Raw genomic sequence first — 15,860 nt, 5'->3', positions numbered from 1 at the left:
ACTATGCCCGAAAATGGGAGAAAGTAAGCCGAGATAGAGCTTGTCACGGTAGACTATGCCCGAAAATGGGAGAAAGTAAGCCGAGATAGCGCTTGTCACGGTAGACTATGCGGGAAAATAAAGGAAAGTAAGTCGTGATACTTTCCCGTTATAGACCTTTGCGCTGATTGGGGAAAAATTATTGATTGCCCCTCACTATTACATAGGCAAAAACACACTCAGTGAATGAAGTACATATATTAGATTATAAATTGTTATAAGGGAGAGGTTATTATGAGCAAGGAGAAGTATGCTAATGAGCCACTACTTTTTATACAGCAAAATAACACAACGTTCCCGATGGCACCAATGCAGGAGCGCTTTGTTACCCCAAAGAAAAAGACAAAGGTAAGAAAAGAAGCAATTAGTAAAGTGAAAGAACCAATAAATGATGAAGTCACAATGGAAGAAGTAACTGAGGAGAAACCTATTGAAACTCCTAAAAAGAAATATTCATCTAAAAAGGCAGAACAAGAAGAACCGAATTTCCAAACAGATACAGTTGATTCTTTAGAACATAAAGAAGAAGAAAGTAAAGTTGAAGAAGATCAGCAACCGGTTAGAGAAAGAAAACAATTTAGAGATATGAGTATTCGTGAGCGAGTGGAGTATTTTGCTAATACATCGGAATACGCACCAAAAATGAAATGTGAAGTTAAGACGAGACAGAGAACATTTCGTGGAATTATTGTTTCTTTTAAAGAGGAAGAAGTCGTGTTCCAAAGTGGAAGAAAAATGCAGCAAATACCTTTTGAAGAAATACGAGCGGTTCGATTACTTGGATTTTAGAATGAAAGAACACCATGAGATATTTTCATGGTGTTCCTATTCCAATAGTTAAGTGGAGGTAGTTGAGTCATATTCTATATGACAATATTAATCATTATTAAAAACGCTAATTGCCGGTAAGCATGTTACGTGGCAGAAGCAGTCAAGATCCACAGTGATGCAGATTCCGGTTGCTTCTAACTTTTTCGTCAATTGGTCGGTTGGATCTTTCATACTATCGTAACCGCAACCCTGGCCATCCGATAATAATAATTCTAATATAGCACAGTTATTTTCATCAACAGATTTCACGCGGAAGATGAAACTAGATACGATTTCACCCATTCCGAAATGACCATGCTTCATTTTCTTCTCAGCACCGAATCCTTTGAATGGTTTGCAATCACAATACAGAATAATCGGTACAGTATCTAAGCCATTTCCGGTATCTGTTTCTCCTAATAAATCACCTATTGATTGCTCGCAACCTGTATCACAGCAATTTTCAACAATATCATTTTGTGCGTCAACAATATCCCTTAAGATATCCGCAACGCAATTACCAGAATCAAATTTTTTTCCACAACCCATGATTTATGTCTCCTTTCAATATTTGTTGCTTTTCCCTAATAGAATATGTGGGACTACGTTGTTGGTGTGGGCATATATCAATATTTGCCTCTTTTTTGTGCAATACATGCCTACTGTATACCTATTCCGACAACGATAAGGTATAAAGAAAAGGTTGGGCGCCTATTTTGTAATTTAATCGATTCCAGAATCCCTCTTTTACATAAAATACGGATAAGAGAAGAAAGAAGAAGAGGTGAGGGAATTTTGGGTAAACGAGAGGTAAATCCTTGGATAGAAAATGTTGGGATCTTAGGAAAGCATTTAGAAAAAAATGAGAAGTGGTTCCAACGGCCTGAGGAGAAAATAAAAGTCTTTGAAAAAAACGCAAATAAGTGGAATGAAACCTTTCTTAAACAAATAGGTCAACTGGAGTCAACAATGAAGCGATTTGAAAAGATGTTTGAGGATGAATAAGAAAGGGTTTAGATAATATAAGTAGACAGTTAAGCAAAGTATTGGTATAATTAAAATAATCAGAAAAATGGAAAAGAGGGGGAGTTGATTATGGGGTATATTTTGCCAATTAATCATTATCAATATAATGATTATCAGATACGTGCGAATGCTATTAAACGAATAGGCGCAACAAGTATATCAAAGCCGTACAAAGCTGTTTTAGAAAAGCATCATCAAGAAATCCGCAATCGTTTTGAACGTTATCATGCAGAAACATCCTCAACAACTCCTAGAAAGAAAATACAACATGACTATAAAGGGAAACATTTTCATGCAATAGTGTAGAAAAATGGGATGTCTATTAGGCATCCCATTTCGTATGATTTCGATTGAAAACTGGAAAAACTAATAAATCTTCACCTTTCGTGTATTCGGCGTAAAATACATCTTCTATAGTTTCAAATCCTTGTGCTTTAATTTGTTCCATTACCCATTCTTCTGTTAAATTCTTCTCCTTCAAATTATCCTCAATTAATTGACCATCACTAATAATGGTAGTAGGAAGATTTACCTCTTGTGGGCTTAGTTTCATATCTTTTCGTGTAGGAGATTGATAATCTGATTTTTTCAAAACGGAAAGTTCACCATTTGCCTCTAAAATTGCAAATTCAACTTCTTGTATCGAAAAAACATTTTTCACCCGTAATAAATGCTGGAATTGATCAATATCTAAGTTGTTTTTCTTCATGGAATCTCTATATAATTTTCCTTTGTGAATGATGACGGAAGGAGATCCCTCAATTAGTGCTCTCGTTCGTTTGAATTTCTGTGTTAGTTTCTCGGTTGCCCACATTAGTAATCCGAACAGTGCCACAACAAAGGCAATTTCTGTTACACCTGCTTTATCATCAAATAAGGCATTACCGACAAGTTCACCAAGTAGAACGGCAGCTATAAAATCAAACGGTGTAATTTGTGACATCGATGTTTTTCCTAATACTTTGGTAACAATGAATAAAGCAATAAACCCAAAAATAAGATCAATTGCCATGAATAAATATTCACTCATTTTTAATTACTCCTTTATAAAGGTTCATTAATTAGTCTCCCCAGTATATAAAAAGCCATTCGAACCAAAATAAAAAGCACTACATCTTGTGGACGTAGCGCTTCAAATTATAAATCTTTAATCATTGTAACATGAGGAATACCTGCATCCATGAACTCTCCGGAAACCGTATGATAGCCAAGTTTTTGATAGAAACCTTCTGCTTGGGTTTGTGCATTTAATTTAGCTTTTTTAAAATCCTTATCTTTTACGACATTTTCCATCGCTTGAATGATTTCTTTTCCAAAGGATTTACCGCGAACTTCTTTTAACACACAAATCCGCTCTAATTTTCCATATTCATCTACAAAACGTAGGCGGCTTGCAGCGACTGGTTTTTCATTATCATACCCGATGAAATGAATGGAACTCCCTTCTAAGTCATCTATTTCTTCTTCTGGAGGTACTTTTTGTTCTTCTACAAATACGAGCATACGTATATGATAAGCTTGTTGTAATTCTTCTTCTGTTTCTACAATTTTGACGTCCATATAATTTCCTTTCTGATTAAAAAAACTCATATCTGCCTGTCCTTCTTTCAATACGACGAGCATGAAAGTTTTTCTTATACTTGGTATGTTAAAATTCTTTTCTAGCGTAAAACAAATGTTTCATAAACTGTCCAAGATTCATTTTCTAACTGGTATAAAAGTTGAAAACGATCAATTGTATCTTCAAACGTAAATTTAGTCATTTTCAAAGTTCCAAAGACATCCGAATATTCATCATCCATTAATTGCTGTCCGATGGTGATATGTGGAACGAAGGAATGTGTCATATTATTTGTAAGTAAACCTTCATGCATCTTTTTCTGTAACTCGATTAATGCTGGAATGGCTTCTACTTTAAAATAAATGGTGTTTGTTACAGGTGCAAACGTACTCACTTTATTAATGTTAATGGTAAATGGCTTCGTTTCGTTTGCAATTTGTTTTAGTTCTGTAATAATTCCCTGTAGTTCATCTTCACTCACATGGAATGCGTCCTTCAATGTGATGTGTGGTGGAATTAAGGCGTAATGTGGGTCATAACGTTTTCTAAATGAATTTGCCTCATCCTGAATGTTCTTTGATGGAAAGATTGCAATCCCGTATTTCATGCTAGATCCTCCTCATTTATTTACGTTTGAATTTACTTGTAATTAGGAAGGTAAACAGATGCTTCCTGAATAAGTACAACTGAGGCATTCGCCATGGCCTTTGGGGAATGCCGCTTTTCTAATATTATACCAAAACTTCCCTAGTCAGAAAACATAGAAATTAATGTTCGTGGCATGTCTTTTTGCCAGTATTTCCATGTGTGGTTACCATCTTCTAATTCGTAATATGTGTAATTTGCCCCTTTTGCATTTAAAAGTTTATTTAATTCCCGATTTGGTATGAGCAAATCTTCAACGGTCCCATCAGATAATGGGGCCTCGTCTTCTTTCGTCCCGATTGTATGATAAATATCGATAGCAGAGAAATTTATTTTCGATTCTTTTACAATGTTTAATACGGATTCATCGATATAAGGTGATTGCATAATAACTTTTCCAAATGTGTTAGGATATTTTAATGCTGTCACAAGCGCGAAGGTGCCCGCAAGTGAATCCCCCATGAGTGTACGAGTTTTCCCAAGCATAAGAGTCGGAATCATTTCATCTAAAAGGGGAATGACTTCCTTCACAATGAATTTTGTGTATGCTTCATATTCTTCTCCATTTGGATGATATTTTCTCCTGCGATCCGCTCTGTCCTTGTAATGAATTCCGACAAATACAGTATTCGCTATTTCTTCATCGTCATGAAGTTTATCACTTAATGTAGCGACACGTCCCATCTGGAAAAAATCATTTCCATCTTGCATGATACAAATGTTGTATTTATATAGTGGTGAAAAGCTTTCTGGTTGATATATTTTAATTTCTTTTATTTCATTTAAATAGTTGCTGTGTATTTCTTTATTAATCATTTTACCTTTTCTTCTCATATCCATGCCCCCAAAACCTTCTTTTATCAATTCAATCGTATCACGGAAAATCCTAATTTGCTGATTCGAATAATTGTCCCTTATATAATTGGTAATACTGTCCTTTTTGCTGTAAAAGTTGTTCGTGGTTGCCTTGCTCGATGATTTCGCCGTTTTTTAACATGATGATTTTATCTGCTTCTTGTATCGTATTTAATCGGTGAGCAATGACAAAACTTGTTCGACCCCTCATAAGGCGTTTTAATGCATCTTGGATTTTTATTTCGGTGATCGTATCAATATTGCTTGTAGCTTCATCTAGAATAAGGATTGTTGGCTCCGCAAGAATCGCTCGCGCTATTGTTAATAATTGCTTCTGCCCTTGACTGATACCAGAACCTTCTTGGTCTAGAACCGTGTTATATCCATTAGGTAGTTTTTTTATAAAATCATGAGCATTTGCATCTTTTGCTGCTTGAATAATTTCTTCATCTGAAGCATCTAATTTTCCGTAACGAATATTATCTTTAACTGTTCCTTGAAATAGAAAGGAATCTTGTAAAACAAAAGCCATATGCTTACGTAAGCTTGAGCGCTTTATTTCTTTTATATCCATCCCATCGATTGTGATTTTCCCACTGTCGTAATCGTAGAAGCGCGAGATAAGGTTGACGATAGTTGTTTTTCCGGCCCCAGTGTGACCAACAAAAGCAATGGTATCCCCAGGTTTTGCTGAAAAGTGAATTTGTCTTAGAATGGGTGTATCTTCATAAGCAAAAGCAACGTCATCAAACACAACATGACCTTTCATAGAAGAAACGGATTTTGCCTCTTTCTCATCGATTTCTTCTTCTGTTTCATCTAACACTTGGAATACTCGTTCTGCACCGGCAATTGCGGATAATAGCATATTAAATTGATTCGAAAGTTCATTTAAAGGTCGGGTGAATTGTCTGGCATATTCCGTGAAAATAACAATAACACCAACTGTAACAAGATTTGTTTTGATTGATAACAGTCCCCCAACAAATGCAATAAGAGCAAAACTTAAAAAGTTTAATGTATTCATCACTTTCGGAGTGAATCCGGCTATTACTTGCGCCCAAAATCCGGTGTTTTTTAGTTGTTCATTCCGTTGTTCGAACTCTTTCGTTACTTTTTCTTCTTGAGAATACGTTTTTACGACATGTTGGCCAGAAATAATTTCCTCTACATAACCATTCACTTCACCAATATCCCGCTGTTGCATTTTATATAACCGACTCGTTCTTCTTGTAATCCAGCGCATTGCAAGAAACATTACTGGAATGATCGTCATCGTGACAAACGTCAAGATTGGACTAAGAATTAACATGATAACAATAGTTCCAACCAAGGTTAGGATACTTGCAATAATTTGGATTACGGATGAATTTAATACCATATTGACGTTATCGATATCATTGGTAAGTCGGCTCATTAAATCACCGTGCTGACGCTTATCAAAATAGGAAATAGGAAGCCGGTGAAATTGTTTGAACAAGCTTTCCCTTAAATCTTTTACTGTATTTTGTGCAATACCAATCATCCAAAAGTTCTGCAAAAACATCGATAAGGAGTGGAAGAGATAAATTAAGATAAGGCCAATCAAAAGGGAGCCTAATCCTGCAAGTTCACGAGTAACAATAAAATCATCAATGGCCATACCTACCATATATGGACCGAGCAGGCTTAGGCCCGAAGTAAGGGAAACTGCTAAAATAACTAACATTAACTTTGCTTTTTCTCTAGCTAAGTAAGACCAAATTCTTTTTAAAGTAGTGGACATGTTCTTTGCACGTTTTTTCTTGTTATCATCCATATTCTCCAATGGAATCTTTTGGTGTTGAAAAGGTGCTTTGATTTCGTTAATAGACATCGACATACTCCTTTCCAAATTGGGATTCCACGATTTTTTGATAAAGCTCGGATGTTTGTAGGACTTCTTCATGTGTCCCAAGTGCAAGCATTTCGCCGTCATCTAATAGTAAAATTTTCTCTGCATTGGCAGCGGTAGATATTTTTTGTGTAATGATTAGAATCGTGCAGTCATAGTTTTGTAATGCGTTTAGTAAGTTTGCTTCTGTTGCTAAATCAAGTGCACTTGTACTATCATCTAGCATTAAAAGTTTAGGTTTTCTTACAAGTGCTCGTGCGATTGAAATTCGCTGCTTCTGTCCACCTGATAAATTAACCCCTTTTTGTCCGACCTTTGTATCGTATTGATCCGGTAATCCCATGATGGTTTGATGAATTTGTGCATCCTTTGCTGCTTGAATGACCTCATCTTTCGTTACGCTTTCTTTCCCCCATGCAATATTGTCGAAAATGGTTCCCGAAAATAGTAAGGGAGTTTGTGGCACATAACCAATACTTTCACGTAATTGCTTGAAGGAATAGGAAAGAATTGATTTATTATCCATGTAAATGTCCCCAGAAGTAACGTCATAAAGTCGTGGCATCAATTGAAAAAGCGATGTTTTACCCGAACCGGTAGACCCAATAATCGCCAACTTTTCCCCGGGTTGTAGAGTGAAGGAAATGTTCCGGAGTACCTTTTTATTATGATTTGGATACTGAAAGGATACATTTTTGAATTCCACTTTTCCATAGTGTATAGCGTTATTTTCTGTTGTATCAGCTGAATCGGTAATATCAACATTAACCATAAATATTTCACCAATTCGATCTCCAGATGCCTTCGTTCGGGATAAGGTCAAAATGAGAAAGGAAAACATGGAAATCATCATGGCTACCCTTAGTGCGTAATTAATAATCGTAACCACTTCACCGACATTTGTGGTTCCATTGGTTATTTGAACATTTCCAAACCAAATAATCGCGACTAAACTTAAATTCATCACGAAAAATAAAACGGGTGTAGATGCCTCTACGAAACGAAATGTACTTCGAGTAGAATTAGCTAAATCACTATTCGCTTGATCGAAGCGGTCTTGTTCATAATCTCTTCGTAAAAATGCTTTAATGACACGCATGCCAACGAGGTTTTCCTGCATCACACGATTAAGTCCATCCACATTTTTTTGGACTCTCATAAACATTCGCCCAGCAAAACGAAAGACAAAGACTAAGAAAAAGAGGAGCAGGGGAACAGAAATACAGAAAATGAGTGCAAGCCTTGCATTCACGACAAATGCCATCACAACCCCACCAACCACGACTAAAGGTGCTTTTGCCATAATTCGTAGTCCCATATAGACCGTGTTTTGGACTTGCCGAATATCATTGGTAAACCGAGTAACGAGTGCTGAAGTAGGGTATTGATTTAGGTTTTTAAAGGAAAAGGATTGAATCTTTTCAAATAACTTTTGTCGTAGATCGTAGCCATAAGAAAAACTAACATGGGTCGAATAATAGGAATTTAGGACACCGATAATGAATGAAAAAAGGGCTAATCCAATCATCAAACCGCCCCACGTCGTAATCTTTTCTAGGTTTTGATTGATTACCCCTTCGTTAATCATGATTCCTAGGAAAAGAGGGAGCAGAAGTTCAATTGCTAATTCCATAAGCATAAGACTTATTGCAATACTGGCGGAGACTTTGTACGGTTTTAAAAACGATAACACATATCTCAAAATATACCTCCAATTTGAATAAGGAATTTTCCTATTATTATAATGTTTCTGACTGAGGTTATCCAGTTTCCGGCTTCTTATTTCATGTCTGAAAGTAATAAATACAAGGTGGTACAATTGCCAAAGTGTCTCTGTTTGTTTGAAGTGAAAACCGAACGTTTATTTATTGAACTTCATTTACATACGTAATTTAGCAAATGTGTGTTGACAAATAATTAGAAATTAGGTAAATTGTTATTTGTGACACGGATGTTCCTTCTTGTGTTCATAAATAATATTCGTGTTTTAGGAGTGTATACTATGGAAAACGTATTTGATTATGAAGATATTCAATTAATTCCTGCTAAATGTATAGTGGGAAGTCGTTCTGAATGCGATACAACTGTAACGTTAGGAAATCGTACATTTAAGTTACCAGTGGTACCTGCAAATATGCAAACCATTATAGATGAAGAACTTGCAATCTATCTAGCAGAAAAAGGTTATTTTTACATTATGCACCGATTCCAACCGGAAAGAAGAATGGATTTCATTAAAGATATGAATAAGCGTGGATTATATTCTTCTATTAGTGTCGGTGTAAAAGAAGAAGAATATCGTTTTGTTGAACAAATGAAAGAAGAGGGACTTTCCCCTGAATATATTACAATTGATATTGCACATGGGCATTCCAATCAAGTTATTGCCATGGTGCAACACCTTAAAAAACATTTACCAGATAGCTTTGTTATTGCTGGGAATGTTGGAACACCAGAAGCGGTTCGAGAATTAGAAAATGCTGGTGCAGATGCAACTAAAGTTGGAATTGGCCCTGGTAAAGTATGTATTACAAAAATCAAAACTGGATTTGGTACTGGGGGATGGCAATTAGCGGCCCTTCGCTGGTGTGCAAAAGCAGCTACAAAACCAATTATCGCAGACGGCGGAATTCGCACACATGGTGACATCGCGAAGTCTATTCGCTTTGGTGCGTCAATGGTCATGATTGGATCTTTATTTGCAGGTCATGATGAATCTCCAGGTGAAACAGTTGAGAAAGATGGAAAAGTATTTAAAGAATACTTTGGATCGGCATCCGAATTTCAAAAAGGTGAAAAGAAAAACGTAGAGGGTAAGAAGATGTATGTAGAGTATAAAGGAAGCCTACAAGATACCTTAGATGAAATGGAACAGGATCTACAATCCTCCATCTCATATGCTGGTGGAAAAGAACTAAAAGCGATTCGAAATGTGGACTATGTAGTCGTGAAAAATTCCATATTCAATGGAGATAAGGTATATTAATAATGAAAAAATGAGTGGGATAGGTATCTCACTCATTTTTTCGTCTACTTGTTTAGGAATTCATACTTGTTAACCCTAGCAAACTATGACTTCCTCTTTCACTATTTACCTCGGGTGGCCATACGGAGAGATCAAAAGGAAAGTCTGAGCCGGGAACGACTCTATCTTCTCCGACTGTTTTAATTAACAAATCTAAACTATTTGGATTCCATAACACCGTATCATACCAGAAACGTTTTGCGTATTCTGATGGGGCTGCACTTAGATTGGATGATACTTCATACCATTGACTAAATCCTTTATCCATACGTCCTAATTGATATGGAAGGAAGCCTCCTCCATGGGCAAAGACAATCTTAACGTCCGGATATTTGTCAATGAGTCCACTTAAAATAATGTCTGTTGCGGTCACTGTTGTTTCCCAAGGTACCCCAATTAAATTCGGCATTTTTTTTGACTTAATTCTAGGATCTGTACTTAATAGTGGATGTATAAAGAGAATTGCCTTTAGCCGGTTGGCTTCTTCAAATAGAGGAGCGAAGAAATCATCAGATAGAAGTTTTTCTCCTAATCCAGGTCCAATGATAGCTCCTTTTAACCCCTGATTCATTGCCTCTTGTAAAATAGTTGCAGCCTTTTCTGGTGCGGTTAGTGGAACAGTTCCCAGGGCTGAAAAGCGATCGGATGAAGCTTGCACAATCTCCGCCAAAGAAGAATTATAGATTTGTGAAACCTCTGTAGTAATTTCAGGGCTAAAATCGTACATAAATAATTGTGGAATCGGTGATAAAACGGAATGTGTAACTCCAACACTTACAGATCCCTGTTTATATAAGGATAAATCATAAAAGGATGGTTTTAGCTCAAATCCCCATTTTCCATTGACAGTTAAAAACTCATGCTTGTCTGGCAACTTTTTTTCCCATTTTGCGTGGACTGTTTCTTTATGATCTTGTAGCCAAGTTAAAACTTGATTAGGAATGAAATGTGTATGAAAATCGTACAACTGTCCTACCTCCTCGTCAAAAAACGTATTTATCTTTACAATTTCTTTATTTAGTTATCATTTTATACTAAATTTTTGCAAAAAAAAGAACAAAGTTGCATATAGCGGAACACGGTAGTTGAAATTGGAATTTTTCATTGGTAACTTTAACCTAGACAGATTGAAATATTTTTTTTACACGAGGGGGAAAGCGCTTGCAGATGGAAACGAAAACAAAAACAATTCATAGTCAACATTTTATTAATGGCCAGTTTACTGATTCTCAGAATCTAAAAACTTTCCAAAATATTAATCCTGCAACAGAAGAATTAATTGGTACAGTCGCTGAGGCAGGAGAAGAAGAAGTAAATTATGCTGTTGCTGCTGCGAGAAGAGCTTTAGATGGTCCTTGGAAAGACTACACACTACAAGAGCGTTCGAAGATTCTTAGACGAATTGGCGATCTTATTTTAGAGAGGGTAGATGAATTAGCGTATTTAGAATCGTTAGATACAGGAAAGCCATTAACCTTGGCAAAAAAAATAGATATTCCGCGAGCAGCGTATAATTTTCATTTTTATGCGGATTACATGATGTCAATTGGAAATGAAGCTTATCAACAAGATCAAGAAGCGTTTCATTATTCCTATCGACATCCGGTTGGGGTAGTTGGACTGATTAAACCATGGAACTTACCGTTACTTCTTTTAACATGGAAGTTAGCTCCAGCGCTTGCAACAGGAAATACAACCGTTATTAAACCTTCTGAATGGACGCCATTAACTGCTACAGTTCTAATGGAGATTTGTAAGGAAGCAGGCTTGCCGAATGGAGTAGTTAATTTAGTTCACGGTTATGGTACAGATTCTGCTGGTGAAGCAATTTCTAACCACCCAGATGTTGACGCGATTTCATTTATCGGTGAGGTGAAAACAGGTAAGGCCATCATGAAATCTGGTGCGGAATCATTGAAAAAGCTATCATTTGAATTAGGTGGAAAAAATCCGAATATTATTTTTGCGGATGCTGATTTAGACGAAGTGATTGACACAACTATTAAATCAAGCTTTATTAACCAAGGTGAAGTTTGTTTGTGTGGATCCCGCATTTATGTAGAACGGCCAGTATATGAAGAATTTGTAAAAAAATTTGCTGAGCGAACAAAGGAATTAAAAGTAGGAAATCCATTACATGAAGATACGGATATAGGTGCTTTAATTAGTAAGGAACATTATGAAAGCGTTATAAGTTATTTGGCGATTGCTAAAAACGATGGTGGAGAAATAGTAACAGGTGGGGGACGTCCGGAAGATTTAGATTCAGGTTATTATATCGAGCCAACGATTATTACTGGACTAGAAAGAACCTCTCGCTGTATGAAGGAAGAAATTTTTGGCCCAATTGTAACGATTACACCATTTGATATGGAAGAAGAAGTAATTATGCAAGCGAATGATACCCATTATGGTTTAAGTGCCACCATTTGGACAAATGACATCAAACGAGCTCATAATGTAGCTCAATCCATTCGAGCTGGGATTATTTGGGTAAACACTTGGTTCTTAAGGGATTTACGAACTCCATTTGGAGGAGCGAATCAAAGTGGTATTGGAAGAGCTGGAGGTATGCATAGTCTTGATTTTTATACCGAGTTATCGAATATCACCATTAAACTATAAGAGGTTATTCAAAAATAAAAAATTAAATTAGGGGGTTATTTATATGACTATTGAATTGGCTGCATTAGTTCCACACGTACCTAGTATTACACATGAGGAGAAAGTTCCTGAGTTTCAAAGAGAAATGGTAAATGCAATGAAAAAACTAAGTAAGGAAATTGACAAAATTAAGCCAGATGCCATTGTTCTTGTTTCTTGTCATTGGCCATCTACTTTCTTTCACTATGTAGATTCGACACCTGTTCATAAAGGATCCCTAACAGCAACGGAAGCGCCTGATTTAATCAAGGATGTTCCGTATTACTTCCCAGGGGATCCGGAATTAGGAAATCAATTAGTAGAAGCTGGATTAGCAGCGAACCTGGATGTTAAAGGGGTAGATGATCCTTACTATGTTTGGGATTATGGTAGTGTTGTTCCACTACGCTATCTAACTCCAAAAAGCAATATTCCGATTGTAAATTTATCGGTAACTTTAGCGGCAAGTTTAGAAGAAACGAATAAATGGGGGCAAGTCATCGCCCAAGTCTTAAGAGAAAGCGATAAGAAATATGTCTTCCTTTCCAGTGGAGCGTTATCTCATAATCTAGTAAGAGGACGTCATAATGTTCCAACGGTTTCTGAGCATGCATTGGATAAACAGTTTGTTAATTTAGTGAAGAAGAAAGACTATGAATCTGCTTATAACATGCTTCCTGAGTATGCAAGAATGGCAAGAGTAGAATCCGGTGGCCGCCATATCGCGATGCTATTCAGTATGATTGACAAGAGTTGGACACCTAGCTACTTAGCAGATGGTCAATCGTCTGGAAGTTGGAATGCATTAATTACATTTGCTGAAAAGGACTATTCTAATTTAGCTGAATCACCTAAGATTGTACTTGCATAAAAAAGAAAAACACCTTAAAAAACTTGGCATTCACTTTAGGCTGGGTGAATGCCTTAGTTATACTTATGAAATATGTTTCTTAATTATCGAAGAAAGGGAGAAGTTTTAATATGCGTACAAAAGTAGGGATTATAGGGGCAGGCCCCGCGGGGTTAATGTTGTCACATCTTTTGCATTTGCAAGGGATAGATTCTGTCATTATCGAGAGGAAATCAAGGGAACAGATTGAAAGCACTATTCGAGCTGGTGTATTAGAACAAAGCACAATGGATTTATTAAATGAAACCGGTGTCGGAGAACGAATGATGAAATATGGTGACCCTCATAAAGGAATCGAATTTCAATTTAATAAGAAACGTCATCGCATCGATTTTGAAAAGCTTACAGGTGGAAAGCAAATAATGGTTTACCCACAACATGAAGTATTGAAAGATCTAATTGCAGCAAGATTAGAATCAGGTGGAGAAATTTTATTTAACTCTGAGAATGTGGGACTTTTCGATATCGATACAGACGAACCGAAAATAAGATTTGAGCATAATGGGGAAGAACAGGAATTGGTATGTGATTTTATCGCAGGTTGTGATGGTTATCATGGACCAAGCCGTAAAGCAATTCCAAAGGAGCTTTTAAAGGAATCTGAATTTGTTCACCCTTTTGGATGGTTAGGTATTTTAACGGAAACACCACCAGCTAATCCGGAATTAATTTATGCATACCATGAGCGTGGTTTCGCGCTTATTAGTACAAGAACACCTGAGGTACAGCGCTATTACTTACAAGTAGACCCTAATGATGACATTAATAACTGGTCTGATGAACGTATTTGGTCAGAAATACACGCTAGAGTGGATTTAGATGATTGGAAAATAGAGGAGGGGCCAATTTTTCAAAAAAATATTGTGTCGATGAGAAGCTATATCTGTGAAACGATGCAACATGGCCGCTTATTCCTTGCAGGTGATGCAGCGCATATCGTACCACCAACTGGAGCAAAAGGATTAAACCTTGCCATTGGGGACATCCGAGTATTAGCTGAAGGGTTAAAATATTTCTATGAGTCAGGTAGTGAACAAGCGCTTGATCAATATTCGGAAGTCTGTGTCCGTCGTGTATGGAGAGCACAACGATTTGCGAGTCAGATGACGAATTTGCTTCATCATCATGATCAGAAATCGGATTTCGAAAATGGGGTACAGCTTGCTGAGTTAGAATATATTTCCTCGTCGGAAGCAGCATCAAAAACGATAGCTGAAAATTATGCTGATTTAAAAATAGAATTTCCTAAAGTACCAAGTAGTGTAGAATAAATTGTTCCCATTAACCTGCCATCATAAAAGGTGGTAGGTTAACCTAAGAAGATGTTATTGTTTACCCTCTGTTTACTGAATATTACCAATATTCCGTTTATAGTTACGGCAAATTTTGTAGAAAGGAGCAAGAAGATGATCAAAACAAGGTTGAAATGGATATCCGCTTTTATATTTATCATGCTTGGCCTAATCGTTTTAGCTGGATGTTCTACTAGTTCGGCAAAAGAAAGTGAAAATGTCACACTAAATTTTGGTAGTATGGATGGTCCGCCACACGTACAAAATGCAACTACTTTTCCATATTTTGCAGAAGAAGTAGAAAAGTTAACAAATGGTAGGGTGGATTTCCGTATGTATATGGGTGGAGCGTTGGGAGGACCTAATGAAACACTAGATAATATTGTAACCGGTTTAATGGATGTTGGAAGAGGAATTCATGGGTATAATGCTGGAAGGTATCCAGTACAGTCTGTGTTAAATCTACCTTTTATGGCAGAAGGTACTGGTGAAGAATTAAGTATTGTTGCGCAGAAATTATATGAAACATTCCCAGAAATTCAAGATGAATATTGGGATGTTAAGCCTCTATGGATTCATGCAGCTGATCCATATGCAATTGTTACAAAGGGCAAAGCAGTTCGTAGTTTTGAAGATGTAAAAGGACTAAGGTTAAGAACGCCATCTGAAGAAGGTAGTCAAATGCTAGAGGCTTGGGGAGCTACTCCTGTATCCTTGGGGGCACCTGATATTTATGACGCGATTCAAAAAGGAGTTATCGATGGAGGGGTTCTACCAATTGCAGCAATCAAAGATTTTAATTTAACGGATCTTGTTGATTACGTAACGGTAGGTTATTTTAATACGAATTTATTCTATGTTTCGATGAATGAAAATAGCTGGGAAAAGAAATTTACAGCTGATGAAAAGGAATTGTTAGAAGAAGAACTACTAGGACTATCAATGGCAGCTATGGCTGGTAGAACCTTTGATGAACAAAAAGAAAAAGCAGAAGAAGAAGCCAAAGCGGCGGGTGTAGAATTTATCGAACTTCCAGAAGAAGAATTGAATAAATTTAAAGATGCTTCTGATCATGTTGCCGAAAACTGGATTAAAAGAATGGAAGACCGAGGAATTCCTGGACAAAAAATTTATGATGAAGCAGTTCGATTAATAGAAGAAAACAATCAATAGAAAGGAGT

17 protein-coding genes are annotated in these 15,860 nt (G+C 36.6%); 8 read left to right on the top strand and 9 right to left on the bottom strand.

Annotated elements, in window-relative coordinates; translation table 11 throughout:
* Window positions 1-273: 273 nt before the first annotated feature.
* A complete protein-coding gene (locus A9178_RS14365) occupies window positions 274-828 on the top strand; it encodes a CotO family spore coat protein (RefSeq protein ID WP_068676477.1) in 555 nt (184 codons plus the stop codon).
* Window positions 829-915: 87 nt separating this feature from the next.
* Here the strand turns inward: A9178_RS14365 and A9178_RS14360 are convergent, their stop codons facing one another.
* Complete coding sequence (locus A9178_RS14360; RefSeq protein ID WP_068676475.1) at window positions 916-1,398, bottom strand: CotY/CotZ family spore coat protein; 483 nt, start codon at window positions 1,396-1,398, stop codon at window positions 916-918.
* A 246-nt stretch (window positions 1,399-1,644) separates the two neighbouring features.
* Between A9178_RS14360 and A9178_RS14355 the strand changes: the two genes are divergently transcribed.
* Complete coding sequence (locus A9178_RS14355; protein WP_068676473.1) at window positions 1,645-1,854, top strand: hypothetical protein; 210 nt, start codon at window positions 1,645-1,647, stop codon at window positions 1,852-1,854.
* A 90-nt stretch (window positions 1,855-1,944) separates the two neighbouring features.
* Entirely contained in the window at window positions 1,945-2,181 is a 237-nt protein-coding gene (locus tag A9178_RS14350) for a hypothetical protein (protein ID WP_068676471.1), read from the top strand.
* A gap of 16 nt (window positions 2,182-2,197) precedes the next feature.
* On the opposite strand, the gene A9178_RS14345 is transcribed toward A9178_RS14350, so the two are convergent.
* From A9178_RS14345 to A9178_RS14320, 7 genes are all read right to left on the bottom strand, one after another.
* Window positions 2,198-2,905 carry a YetF domain-containing protein gene (locus A9178_RS14345; protein ID WP_068676469.1) on the bottom strand — a complete coding sequence of 236 codons (708 nt, stop codon included), beginning with the start codon at window positions 2,903-2,905 and terminating at the stop codon, window positions 2,198-2,200.
* A 107-nt stretch (window positions 2,906-3,012) separates the two neighbouring features.
* Window positions 3,013-3,435 carry a GNAT family N-acetyltransferase gene (locus A9178_RS14340; protein WP_068676656.1) on the bottom strand — a complete coding sequence of 141 codons (423 nt, stop codon included), beginning with the start codon at window positions 3,433-3,435 and terminating at the stop codon, window positions 3,013-3,015.
* Window positions 3,436-3,536: 101 nt separating this feature from the next.
* Window positions 3,537-4,043 carry a YjcG family protein gene (locus A9178_RS14335; RefSeq protein WP_068676467.1) on the bottom strand — a complete coding sequence of 169 codons (507 nt, stop codon included), beginning with the start codon at window positions 4,041-4,043 and terminating at the stop codon, window positions 3,537-3,539.
* A 140-nt stretch (window positions 4,044-4,183) separates the two neighbouring features.
* Complete coding sequence (locus A9178_RS14330) at window positions 4,184-4,915, bottom strand: alpha/beta hydrolase (RefSeq protein WP_068676465.1); 732 nt, start codon at window positions 4,913-4,915, stop codon at window positions 4,184-4,186.
* Window positions 4,916-4,967: 52 nt separating this feature from the next.
* Window positions 4,968-6,734: an ABC transporter ATP-binding protein gene (locus tag A9178_RS14325; RefSeq protein WP_369801988.1), complete on the bottom strand. Its 1,767-nt coding sequence runs from the start codon at window positions 6,732-6,734 to the stop codon at window positions 4,968-4,970.
* Complete coding sequence (locus A9178_RS19715) at window positions 6,686-6,811, bottom strand: hypothetical protein (RefSeq protein WP_369801987.1); 126 nt, start codon at window positions 6,809-6,811, stop codon at window positions 6,686-6,688. The genes A9178_RS14325 and A9178_RS19715 overlap by 49 nt, the downstream gene beginning before the upstream one ends.
* On the bottom strand, window positions 6,781-8,511 hold the full coding sequence (locus A9178_RS14320; protein ID WP_068676461.1) for an ABC transporter ATP-binding protein: 1,731 nt from the start codon (window positions 8,509-8,511) through the stop codon (window positions 6,781-6,783). Before A9178_RS14320 ends, A9178_RS19715 begins: the two co-directional genes overlap by 31 nt.
* 300 nt (window positions 8,512-8,811) lie before the next feature.
* Here A9178_RS14320 and guaC point away from each other — a divergent pair, with 300 nt between their 5' ends.
* Complete coding sequence (guaC, locus tag A9178_RS14315; protein WP_068676459.1) at window positions 8,812-9,795, top strand: GMP reductase; 984 nt, start codon at window positions 8,812-8,814, stop codon at window positions 9,793-9,795.
* A 52-nt stretch (window positions 9,796-9,847) separates the two neighbouring features.
* On the opposite strand, the gene A9178_RS14310 is transcribed toward guaC, so the two are convergent.
* A complete protein-coding gene (locus tag A9178_RS14310; protein WP_068676457.1) occupies window positions 9,848-10,801 on the bottom strand; it encodes an amidohydrolase family protein in 954 nt (317 codons plus the stop codon).
* Between the two features lie 200 nt (window positions 10,802-11,001).
* Here A9178_RS14310 and A9178_RS14305 point away from each other — a divergent pair, with 200 nt between their 5' ends.
* From A9178_RS14305 to dctP, 4 genes are all read left to right on the top strand, one after another.
* Entirely contained in the window at window positions 11,002-12,459 is a 1,458-nt protein-coding gene (locus A9178_RS14305) for an aldehyde dehydrogenase (protein WP_068676654.1), read from the top strand.
* 43 nt (window positions 12,460-12,502) lie between these two features.
* Window positions 12,503-13,348, top strand: a complete 846-nt coding sequence (locus tag A9178_RS14300) for a DODA-type extradiol aromatic ring-opening family dioxygenase (RefSeq protein WP_068676455.1) — start codon at window positions 12,503-12,505, stop codon at window positions 13,346-13,348.
* A 110-nt stretch (window positions 13,349-13,458) separates the two neighbouring features.
* A complete protein-coding gene (locus tag A9178_RS14295) occupies window positions 13,459-14,658 on the top strand; it encodes a 4-hydroxybenzoate 3-monooxygenase (RefSeq protein ID WP_068676453.1) in 1,200 nt (399 codons plus the stop codon).
* A 135-nt stretch (window positions 14,659-14,793) separates the two neighbouring features.
* Window positions 14,794-15,852, top strand: a complete 1,059-nt coding sequence (gene dctP / locus A9178_RS14290; RefSeq protein ID WP_068676451.1) for a TRAP transporter substrate-binding protein DctP — start codon at window positions 14,794-14,796, stop codon at window positions 15,850-15,852.
* The last annotated feature ends 8 nt before the right edge of the window (window positions 15,853-15,860 follow it).

The sequence above is a fragment of the Oceanobacillus sp. Castelsardo genome (assembly GCF_001659985.1).
Classification (GTDB): Bacteria; Bacillota; Bacilli; order Bacillales; family Amphibacillaceae; genus Oceanobacillus.
The sequence above is the reverse complement of the archived record's forward strand: the minus strand, read 5'-3'. Positions and strand labels throughout refer to the sequence as shown.

Coding starts and splice junctions, on each gene's coding strand:
- A9178_RS14350 (WP_068676471.1), top strand. CDS start 1,945: ATGGGGTATATTTTGCCAATTAATCATTATCAATATAATGATTATCAG.
- A9178_RS14335 (WP_068676467.1), bottom strand. CDS start 4,043: ATGAAATACGGGATTGCAATCTTTCCATCAAAGAACATTCAGGATGAG.
- A9178_RS14300 (WP_068676455.1), top strand. CDS start 12,503: ATGACTATTGAATTGGCTGCATTAGTTCCACACGTACCTAGTATTACA.
- A9178_RS14305 (WP_068676654.1), top strand. CDS start 11,002: ATGGAAACGAAAACAAAAACAATTCATAGTCAACATTTTATTAATGGC.
- A9178_RS14340 (WP_068676656.1), bottom strand. CDS start 3,435: ATGGACGTCAAAATTGTAGAAACAGAAGAAGAATTACAACAAGCTTAT.
- A9178_RS14365 (WP_068676477.1), top strand. CDS start 274: ATGAGCAAGGAGAAGTATGCTAATGAGCCACTACTTTTTATACAGCAA.
- A9178_RS14330 (WP_068676465.1), bottom strand. CDS start 4,915: ATGAGAAGAAAAGGTAAAATGATTAATAAAGAAATACACAGCAACTAT.
- A9178_RS14360 (WP_068676475.1), bottom strand. CDS start 1,398: ATGGGTTGTGGAAAAAAATTTGATTCTGGTAATTGCGTTGCGGATATC.
- dctP (WP_068676451.1), top strand. CDS start 14,794: ATGATCAAAACAAGGTTGAAATGGATATCCGCTTTTATATTTATCATG.
- guaC (WP_068676459.1), top strand. CDS start 8,812: ATGGAAAACGTATTTGATTATGAAGATATTCAATTAATTCCTGCTAAA.
- A9178_RS14295 (WP_068676453.1), top strand. CDS start 13,459: ATGCGTACAAAAGTAGGGATTATAGGGGCAGGCCCCGCGGGGTTAATG.
- A9178_RS14345 (WP_068676469.1), bottom strand. CDS start 2,905: ATGAGTGAATATTTATTCATGGCAATTGATCTTATTTTTGGGTTTATT.
- A9178_RS14325 (WP_369801988.1), bottom strand. CDS start 6,734: ATGGATGATAACAAGAAAAAACGTGCAAAGAACATGTCCACTACTTTA.